The sequence below is a fragment of the Flavonifractor sp. An100 genome (assembly GCF_002161175.1).
GTDB lineage: Bacteria > Bacillota > Clostridia > Oscillospirales > Oscillospiraceae > Lawsonibacter.
The window spans coordinates 82,984-92,002 of sequence record NZ_NFMA01000008.1 but is presented as its reverse complement, the minus strand read 5'-3'; the positions used below and the strand labels follow the sequence as shown (position 1 = coordinate 92,002).

The 9,019-nt window shown below is 60.2% G+C and carries 8 protein-coding genes; all 8 read right to left on the bottom strand.

Translation table 11 applies throughout. The features are described 5' to 3' along the window. Positions 1-6: 6 nt before the first annotated feature. The 8 genes from B5E43_RS06625 to B5E43_RS06595 all read right to left on the bottom strand — a co-directional run bounded on the left by B5E43_RS06625 (position 7) and on the right by B5E43_RS06595 (position 8,788). Complete coding sequence (locus B5E43_RS06625; RefSeq protein ID WP_087394830.1) at positions 7-501, bottom strand: peptide deformylase; 495 nt, start codon at positions 499-501, stop codon at positions 7-9. 194 nt (positions 502-695) lie between these two features. Continuing rightward, positions 696-839 (bottom strand): hypothetical protein, encoded by a 144-nt coding sequence (locus B5E43_RS15080; protein ID WP_158098986.1) that lies wholly within the window; start codon positions 837-839, stop codon positions 696-698. Between the two features lie 171 nt (positions 840-1,010). Beyond that, complete coding sequence (gene dnaJ, locus B5E43_RS06620) at positions 1,011-2,159, bottom strand: molecular chaperone DnaJ (RefSeq protein WP_087394828.1); 1,149 nt, start codon at positions 2,157-2,159, stop codon at positions 1,011-1,013. Positions 2,160-2,275: 116 nt separating this feature from the next. After that, on the bottom strand, positions 2,276-4,138 hold the full coding sequence (gene dnaK / locus B5E43_RS06615; protein WP_087394826.1) for a molecular chaperone DnaK: 1,863 nt from the start codon (positions 4,136-4,138) through the stop codon (positions 2,276-2,278). A 250-nt stretch (positions 4,139-4,388) separates the two neighbouring features. After that, positions 4,389-4,961: a nucleotide exchange factor GrpE gene (gene grpE, locus B5E43_RS06610; protein WP_087394824.1), complete on the bottom strand. Its 573-nt coding sequence runs from the start codon at positions 4,959-4,961 to the stop codon at positions 4,389-4,391. 20 nt (positions 4,962-4,981) lie between these two features. Continuing rightward, the gene (gene hrcA / locus B5E43_RS06605; RefSeq protein ID WP_087394868.1) at positions 4,982-6,040 is read right to left on the bottom strand and encodes a heat-inducible transcriptional repressor HrcA; all 1,059 of its coding nucleotides are present in this window, start codon (positions 6,038-6,040) and stop codon (positions 4,982-4,984) included. Between the two features lie 192 nt (positions 6,041-6,232). Beyond that, positions 6,233-7,618 carry an MATE family efflux transporter gene (locus tag B5E43_RS06600; RefSeq protein WP_242964738.1) on the bottom strand — a complete coding sequence of 462 codons (1,386 nt, stop codon included), beginning with the start codon at positions 7,616-7,618 and terminating at the stop codon, positions 6,233-6,235. 33 nt (positions 7,619-7,651) lie between these two features. Next, complete coding sequence (locus B5E43_RS06595) at positions 7,652-8,788, bottom strand: cysteine desulfurase family protein (protein ID WP_087394822.1); 1,137 nt, start codon at positions 8,786-8,788, stop codon at positions 7,652-7,654. Positions 8,789-9,019 lie beyond the last annotated feature (231 nt).

The following is a 9,019-nucleotide window of genomic DNA, read 5'->3' as shown; positions in this document are numbered from 1 at the left end:
TTAAAATCAAAAGTCCCGCTTCATCTGCATGAGGAACAGGGATTTGTTATCCACCGCCCGCATGGTGGCCAGAACGCCGTCCAAGTGGTCATACTCATGCTGCAGAAGCTCCGACAAATCTCCCTCCAGAGCCATCTCCTGCTCCCGGAACTCCTGGTCCTGGTAGTGAATCACCGCCCGCTTATATCGCTCCACCCGGACGCACAGTCCAGGGAAGGACATGCAGTCGTCCAGCAAGGTATACTTCTCCCCATCCGGGAAGGTGAGTCGGGGGTTGACAAAGACATAGGGCCGGTCCAGATACATGTACAACAGTCGCTTCTTTACTCCAATCTGGGGGGCGGCTACCGCCCGGCCCGCCCCATAGGTCTTGCGATAGGCCATCAAGGTGTCATGGAGATCGGTAATCCACCCGGACAAGGCCTCCTTATCCTCCTCGGTGACGGGATCGCTGACCTCATATAGCTGGGGGTTGCCCAGCGTTAAAATTTCTCGTACCACGGTACCCCTCCTTCAATGTGGGAGACGGTGCTATCTCCCTCCGTCCCCTATGGTCTCTCTCTGCATTGTAGCACACCCATCCCATCTTGAACACCCTGCTTCGTCCTCCTATGAAAAATCCCCCTCTCCTCACCAGAGAGGGGGACTGCCATTTTCTCAGACTGCCGCCCCTTGGGCGGCTGGGCGGTGGGGGGTTACATGGGATGTCTGCGCCGGAAGCTCTGGAAGGCGTCGAACAGGAAATAGATCACACACATCCCAAGCATGATGAGCACCGGCGTCAGGATAATAATCGCAAACAAGATGTTCACTCCCGAACTAAGCATGGACGCTAACATTTCCTGTTCCCCCTTTTCTATTTCGTTGTTTTATCTAAATAGTTTTTGATTCTCCTCCATTTTCTTTGGTTAAATTATACCACTTTTAAGTGTAAAAAGAAAGGGGGCGGGAGAAATTTTTCTCCCGCCCCCTTTTGTGGTCGGACAATTTAGACCGCCTTAACATAGGCATCACTTTTTGCGCTTGCGCTTGTCAAAAAAACTTTTCACTCCGCTCTCAGCTGGAGCCTCTCCCATGGCGGCTCCAAAGGCGTGAAGGGCCTCCTTCTGCTCCGCCGTCAAGGCGGTAGGCACCTGGACCTTAACGGTGACATACTGGTCACCCCGGCCACGGCCCCGCAGCTCCGGGATACCCTTGCCCCGCAGGCGGAAGGTTGTGCCCGTCTGGGTACCGGCGGGCAGGGTGTACTTCACCTTGCCGTCGATGGTGGGGATCTCCAGATCCGCGCCCATGGCCGCCTGGTAGAAGGAGATGGGCTGCTCATAAAGCACCGTGGTACCATCCCGCTGGAACTGGGGATGGGGCTTGACCCGGACCCCAACGATCAAATCGCCGGCCGGTCCGCCGTTTTTGCCCGCATTACCTTGGCCCCGCAGGGAGACGGCCTGGCCGTCGTCGATGCCGGCGGGAATAGTAATGGTCAGGCGCTTTTTCTTGCGCACATTTCCGGTACCTCCACAGGACTTGCAGGGGCTGTGGATGATCTTTCCGGTGCCCCGGCAGCGGGAACAGGGGGCGCTGGTGGAGAAGGCGAAGCCACCGCCGCCCCGCTGGATGCGGACCACACCGGAGCCCCGGCAGTCGGGACAGGTTTCCGCCGTGGTGCCCGGCTGGCAGCCCGAGCCGTGGCAGTCGTCACAGGGCTCGGTTCGGGTGAGCTCAATCTCCTTCTCGCAGCCAAAGGCAGCCTCCTCAAAGGTAATGGTCAGATTGGCCCGCAGGCTCTCTCCCCGCTGAGGGGCGTTGGCCCGCTGCTGCTGGCCGCCGAAGCCGCCAAAGCCACCGCCAAAGAAAGAGCCAAAGATATCGCCCAGGTCGATATCCCCCATATCGAAGCCGCCGCCAAAGCCGCCTGCTCCGAAGTTGGGGTCCACTCCAGCGTGGCCGAACTGGTCGTACTTGGCCCGTTTCTCCTTGTCGGAGAGGATCTCGTAGGCCTCGTTGACCTCCTTAAACTTGGCCTCGGCCTCCTTGTCGCCGGGGTTCATATCCGGATGGTACTTCTTGGCCAGCTTTCGGTAGGCCTTCTTCAGTTCGTCCTCCGAGGCCCCCTTGCTGACACCCAGCACCTCATAATAATCTCGTTTTTGTTCTGGCATATATTCTCACCTCTAATATGGAGGGAATGCTTGGCCGGCCCTCCCCCGGGGGGCAAAGCCCGCCCAAACGCCCCCGGTGGGACGGAAGATGCTCTCCCGCCCCACCGCAGCGTTTTTTACTTCTTGTTGTCGTCGTCTACGACCTCATAGTCGGCATCCACCACATCGGGGCCGGCATTGCCGCCGCCCTGCTGGCCGCCGCCGAAGTTGGCGCCGCCCATATCGGGGCCGGGGCCAGCCTGGCCGCCCTGCTGCTGGTAGAGCTTCTCGCTCACCGCGTAGAAGGCCTTGGTCAGCTCCTCGGTGGCGTTCTTGATGGCCTGGGTGTCATTGCCCTTCAGGGTCTCCTTCAGCTTGCCCAGGGCGGACTCCACGTTGGCCTTGTCGCCAGCGGGGATCTTGTCGCCCATTTCCTCGAGGGTCTTCTCGGTCTGGTAGACCATCTGGTCGCCCTGGTTGCGGACATCCACTTCCTCCTTGCGCTTGGCGTCCTCGGCGGCAAACTGCTCGGCCTCCTTGACGGCCTTGTCGATGTCCTCCTTGGACATGTTGGTGGAGGAGGTGATGGTGATGTGCTGCTCCTTGCCGGTGCCCAGGTCCTTGGCGGAGACGTTCACGATGCCGTTGGCGTCGATGTCAAAGGTGACCTCGATCTGAGGCACACCCCGGCGGGCGGGAGCAATGCCGTCCAGGTGGAAGCGGCCCAGAGTCTTGTTGTACTGAGCCATCTCACGCTCGCCCTGGAGCACGTGGACCTCCACGGAGGTCTGGTTGTCAGCGGCAGTGGTAAAGGTCTGGCTCTTCTTCACGGGGATGGTGGTGTTGCGGTCGATGAGCTTGGTCATCACGCCGCCCATGGTCTCAATGCCCAGGGACAGGGGGGTGACGTCCAGCAGCAGCAGGTCCTTCACGTCGCCGGTGAACACGCCGCCCTGGAGAGCGGCGCCCATGGCCACACACTCGTCGGGGTTGATGCCCTTGAAGCCTTCCTTACCGGTGAGCTTCTTAACCATTTCCTGCACGGCGGGGATTCGGCTGGAGCCGCCCACCATCAGCACCTTGGCCAGGTCGCTGCCGGACAGGCCGGCATCGGACAGAGCCTGACGGACGGGGCCAGCAGTGGCCTCCACCAGGTGAGCGGTGAGCTGGTCGAACTTGGCCCGGGTCAGGGTCAGGTCCAGGTGCTTGGGGCCGGTGGCGTCGGCGGTGATATAGGGTAGGTTGATATTGGTAGAGGTGACGCCGGACAGCTCGATCTTGGCCTTTTCAGCGGCCTCCTTCAGGCGCTGCATGGCCACCTTGTCGCCGGTGAGGTCCACGCCCTCGGCCTTCTTGAACTCAGCGGCCATCCAGTCCATGACGCACTTATCGAAGTCGTCGCCGCCCAGACGGTTGTTACCGGCGGTAGCCAGCACTTCGATGACACCGTCGTCGATGTCCAGGATGGACACGTCGAAGGTGCCGCCGCCCAGGTCATAGACCATGACCTTCTGAGCGGTCTCCTTATCCACACCGTAGGCCAGAGCGGCGGCGGTGGGCTCGTTGATGATACGCTTGACCTCCAGGCCGGCGATCTTGCCGGCGTCCTTGGTGGCCTGACGCTGAGCGTCGGTGAAGTAAGCGGGAACGGTGATGACCGCCTCGGTGACGGTCTGGCCCAGGTAAGCCTCGGCGTCAGCCTTCAGCTTCTGAAGGATCATGGCGCTGATCTCCTGGGGGGTGTACTTCTTGCCGTCGATATTTACCTTGTAGTCGGAGCCCATCTCACGCTTGATGGAGATGACGGTCCGGTCGGGGTTGGTGATGGCCTGGCGCTTTGCCACCTGGCCCACCATGCGCTCGCCGTCCTTGGAAAAAGCCACCACGGACGGGGTGGTGCGGTTGCCTTCCGCGTTGGGAATGACGACGGCGTCGCCGCCTTCCATAACGGCAACACAGCTATTGGTTGTACCTAAATCGATACCAATGATCTTGGACATAATGGTTTCCTCCTCAAATATATGAAAGATTGTTATTTACGAAAGTAACTGGGATGGGATATTGTCACACTGCGGCGGCTGCGCCACGCGCGGCTTCGCACTTCTTGCTGTCACGCTGCGGATTGGACGCGCGGCCGGGTCGCTTTCGCTGCGTCTCGGAGGACAAACATCCGGGCCTGCGGCCCTCCTTGGTTTGCCCTCCTCGCTTTCGCTCCAAGCTCACCTGCGCGTCTATCCTCCGCGCTTCTTGCTAATTCGCTACCTTGACCATGGCGAAGCGGATGACCTTTTCTCCGCACTGGAAGCCGGCCTGGAAGACCTCGGCTACCACATTTTCTCCCAAGTTCTCATCCTCCACATGCATCACGGCATTGTGCAGATTGGGATCAAAGGGCTGGCCCTGGGCGGGAATCTCTGTGATGCCCAGCTTAGCAAGGACCTCCTTGAGCTGGTTCATGGTCATCTCCACGCCCTTTTTGTAGGCCTCGTCGGCGGTCTCCTGCTTCAAGGCCCGCTCCAGGTTGTCGTACACCGGGAGGAAGGCGCTGGCGGTCTCCGCCTTGGCGTCAGTCCACGCCGCCTCCTTCTCCTTGGCGGTGCGCTTGCGGTAGTTGTCGTACTCGGCACACAGCCGCAGGTACTTATCCTCCTGCTTGGCCACCTGGTCCTTCAGAGACTCCAGCTCAGCCAGCATGGGGTCGTTCTGAGGCTCCTCGGCGGGCGCCTCTTCCGGAGGCTGCTGGGCCTGTGTGCTCTCTTCGCCCTGCTGCTCCAGGACCTCGTCCTGGACGGGCGTCTCGTTTTTCTTATCCTTTTTGCTCACGGCTGTGCGCTCCTTCTATGTTATTCCTCGTCCTTGTCCCCGGGAGGTAACTCCCCCTTGCCGAACATCCGGGTCAGACTGTCGGCAAAATAGGACAGGCGGGCGGTCACCTTGGCGTAGTCCATCCGGGTGGGGCCTACCACTCCGATGACCCCCTTCATATTATCTCCAATGTCATAGCTGGCCATGACCACGCTGGTGTCCTTCAATGCGTCATTGACGTTTTCCGGGCCGATCAGGATGTTCATGTTCTTCCCGTTGTTCAGCGCCATGGGCAGCTTGGAGGCCTCCGCCTCCTCGCTGAGGTAGGTCATCAGAGGCTTGGCCTTATCCAGGCTGTGGTACTCCGGGTGCTCCAACAGATGGGTAATACCGGTGGTGTGTACCCGCTGTCTCCCCTGGTCCCCCAGCACCTCCATGGCAAATTCCACCACCAGGGAGATCAGCTCAAAGGCCGCGGGAGCGGTGCGGGTCTCCATCTTATCCAGGGTCTGCTCCATCTCCTCCTGAGACAGCCCCACAAAGGAGCTGTTGAGTACGGCGGAGAGCAGCTGTAGCTGGGTCTCCGAGAGCTGGTCGGGCATCCGAATCAGCTTATTTTTTACCACGGAATTGTCCGTCATGACCACCGCAATAAAGGCATTTTCCTCCACCATCAGCAGGTCGAACCGCTTCACCGTCACCCGCGCCCGGGGCGCCGCGGCGGTAAAGACGGGGTAATCGCTCAGCTGAGAGAGCACCTTGCCCGCCCGGTCAATGACCCGGTCCAGCTCCTCCATCTTCAGGTTCAGAGCTTGGTTGATCCGCTCCGTCTCCTGCATGGTCAGCTGCTGCCGGTCCATCAGTTCGTTGACATAGATCCGGTAGCCGGCGGAAGATGGGATTCGTCCGGCGGAGGTGTGGGGCTGCTCCAGCAATCCCAGCTCCGTCAGGTCCGCCATCTCATTTCGAATGGTGGCGGTGGACACATCCAGGCCCGCCCGCTCTGCCACCACCTTAGAGCCCACCGGCTCCGCTGTGGCAATGTAGGTCTCCACGATTGCCCGGAGGATTCGCTTCTTTCGGTCACTCAGCTCCACCTGTTCCACCACCTTCCTATGTTTTATTTCGGTTTAGCACTCATTATCCCCGAGTGCTAAAGATAATGTACCACCCGGGGTAGGAATTGTCAATAGCCACTTTATGAATTTATTTTAAACAAAATAAACCCGGCCTTTCCTTGCAGAAAAGCCGGGTCATTGCTAATCTTGATACGTTATTCCTGCCGTCTGTTACGTCCCGCGGGTCAAGTCCCGAATCCACTTTCCCGACCGCAGGCGGTACAGCCCCAGGCCGCACTTGACGAAGTTTTCCAGCGTCATGGCCAGGTACACCCACAGAATATCCAGCCGCAAAACCAGGCCACACACCGCCGCGGCAGGGATGGCGGCCAGCCACAGGGGGGAGATGTCAATCACAGTGGCCATTTTCACGTCTCCGCCGCCCCGCAGCACACCCACGATGGTCACGCTGTTGAAGTCGCGCAGGGGCCGGATCACGCCCTGGACGGTCATCATCATGCTGGCGATGGCACCCGCCCGGGCCGACATCTGGAAGAGCGGGTATACTACAGCCGGAGCGGTGATTTGGGCAAAGAGAATCAATCCCGCCCCAATCACGATCCCGCACATTGCTGCCAGGGTATTCAAGGCCATCCCTACCTCCTGGACCACATGGGGACGTCCCGCTCCAATTTCCCGCCCAATGATGATAGCCGCTGTGGCTGCTAAGCCAAAGGAGACCACCATGCAGATCTTATCCATGTTGCCGGCCACCGTATAGGCCGCCAGGATTTCCGTGGAGCCCTCCATGTGGCCCATAATGGTGGGGAACACAGAGGTGCCCAGCCCCCACATGGTCTCGTTGCACACCACCGGGCTTCCATACCGGGCGAACCGCAGAGCCATCTCCTTCCCGGGCCGCAGGAGCAGGGCGGGCTGTACCCGGAAAAAGCGGGTCAGGATCATGTGGCTTGTCACAATGACCAGCTCCAAGATCCGGGCGATCAGGGTGGCCAGGGCGGCACCCGCCACCCCCATTTTGGGCGCGCCCAGGTTGCCGAAAATAAATACCCAGTTCAAACAGGTATTTACCAGCATGGAGGAGACTAAAATGTATAGACCAAGCTGGGGGCGCTCCATACTGCGGTAGGCTGCCACATACATCATGGTCAGCGCCGAGCAGGCGTAGGACCAGCCGGCGATGCGCCCATATTGGGCGGCCAGCTCCACTACCTCCCGCTGGTTGCCGAACAGGCTGAGGAACTCCACCGGCCACAGCTGCAGCACCAGGGCAAACAAAAAAGACACCGAGCCCGCCGTCCACATGGCCACCCCCATCACCCGGTTGATGGCCTGCCGGTCCTGCCTTCCCCAGTACTGACTGATCAAGACCGAGGAGCCGCTTTGAACTCCAAAGATAAACAGCTGCACCACAAACAAGGGGATATTGGCCAGCGTCACCGCCGCCATAGGGGTCTCCCCCAGCATCCCAACCATAAAGGTATCGGCCATGCCCAAGGTACTGGTGATCAGATTTTGCAGCACAATAGGGGCAGCCAGGGAAGCCACTTGGCGGTAGAAGCCCGGTCCCCGCTTCATGTAGGAAAACACGGTCATACTCCTTACTGTTTTGTTTTCGCTCCCTTCCTCTCAGGACAGGGACGGGAACAGCTGTTGAGCGGCCTGGGTCAACCCCTCCACCAGAGCATCCACATCCTCCCGGCTGCTGTCATAGGAAAAGCTCACTCGCAGTGCCCCATCCAGCTCCTTCTTGGGCCGCTTCAACGCGGCAAACACATGGCTGGGCTTTCCCTTGTGACAGGCCGAGCCCGAGGAGACGCAGATTCCCCGGTCACTCAAAAACCGCACCACCACCTCGCTTTTGTAGCCGGTGAGGGTAATGGGCAGGATGTGAGGAGCCTCCCCCTCCACCAGCACCTGGACCTGGGGAAGCTGGGCGGCCAGCCGTTCCACAGCGTATCCCTTCAGTTGAGCCATGTGGTTCTGGTCCGCCTCCCGGCTGGCTGCTCCCGCCCGAACAGCGGCAGCAAAGGCGGCAATCTGGGCGGTGGCCTCCGTCCCGGAGCGCAGTCCTTCCTCCTGCCCGCCCCCTGTAATCATAGGCGGGAGTTTCAGGCCCTTACGGATATAGAGGGCGCCGATTCCCTTGGGGGCATGGATTTTGTGTCCGCTCACCACCAGCAGATCCACTCCCAGCTCCTTGGGGGTAAAGGGCACCTTTAAAAAGCCCTGGACCGCGTCACAGTGGAGCAGCGCGGGACAGCCCGCCTCCCGGATGGCCCGGGCCGCCTGGGCCACCGGAAGGACGGTGCCCAGTTCATTGTTCACCAGCATCATGGACACCAGCACGGTGTCCGGACGCAGCGCCTTCTTCACGTCCTCCGGAGCGATCCGGCCCTCCCGGTCGGGCTGCAGATAGGTCACCTCGCAGCCCTGCCGCTCCAGCGCCTTGCAGGTCTCCAGCACCGCCGCGTGCTCGATGGCGGTGGTCACAATATGCTTTCCCTTCCGGCGACCCAGCTCCACCGCCGAGTGGATGGCCCAGTTATCGCCCTCCGAGCCGCAGGAGACGAAGGTGACCTCCCCCGGCTCACACCCCAGACCGGCCGCCACATCTGCCCGCCAGCCCTTCAGCGCCTGGGCCGCCTCCTGGCCAAACCCATAGCGGGAGGAGGGGTTTCCCCATCCCTTCGTCATCGCCTCTACAGCCGCTTCCACCGCTTCTGGCCGCACCTGGGTGGTAGCCGCGTGATCCAAATAATGCATGCTGTCCCTCCTCTGCCACAAACACCCACAAAAGTACCCGGAAAGCGGGGCAGGTTCCCCCTTTCCGGTGCGTACTGCCCATTGTATCCGGCCCCGGCAGGAAAGTCAAGAATCCCAGTCCATTCCTCTCCACAAATTGAAAATCCTGTGATATAATGAATGGCGATGTATAAACTGGGGTGGCACATACCCACCCCCAATGTTGAATTTTCCGTTTAAAGAAGGTCATAC

What these genes read in the sequence shown, in the direction of transcription:
- B5E43_RS15080 (WP_158098986.1), bottom strand. Translation starts at nt 839, where the DNA reads ATGTTAGCGTCCATGCTTAGTTCGGGAGTGAACATCTTGTTTGCGATT.
- dnaJ (WP_087394828.1), bottom strand. Translation starts at nt 2,159, where the DNA reads ATGCCAGAACAAAAACGAGATTATTATGAGGTGCTGGGTGTCAGCAAG.
- dnaK (WP_087394826.1), bottom strand. Translation starts at nt 4,138, where the DNA reads ATGTCCAAGATCATTGGTATCGATTTAGGTACAACCAATAGCTGTGTT.
- B5E43_RS06600 (WP_242964738.1), bottom strand. Translation starts at nt 7,618, where the DNA reads ATGACCGTGTTTTCCTACATGAAGCGGGGACCGGGCTTCTACCGCCAA.
- B5E43_RS06595 (WP_087394822.1), bottom strand. Translation starts at nt 8,788, where the DNA reads ATGCATTATTTGGATCACGCGGCTACCACCCAGGTGCGGCCAGAAGCG.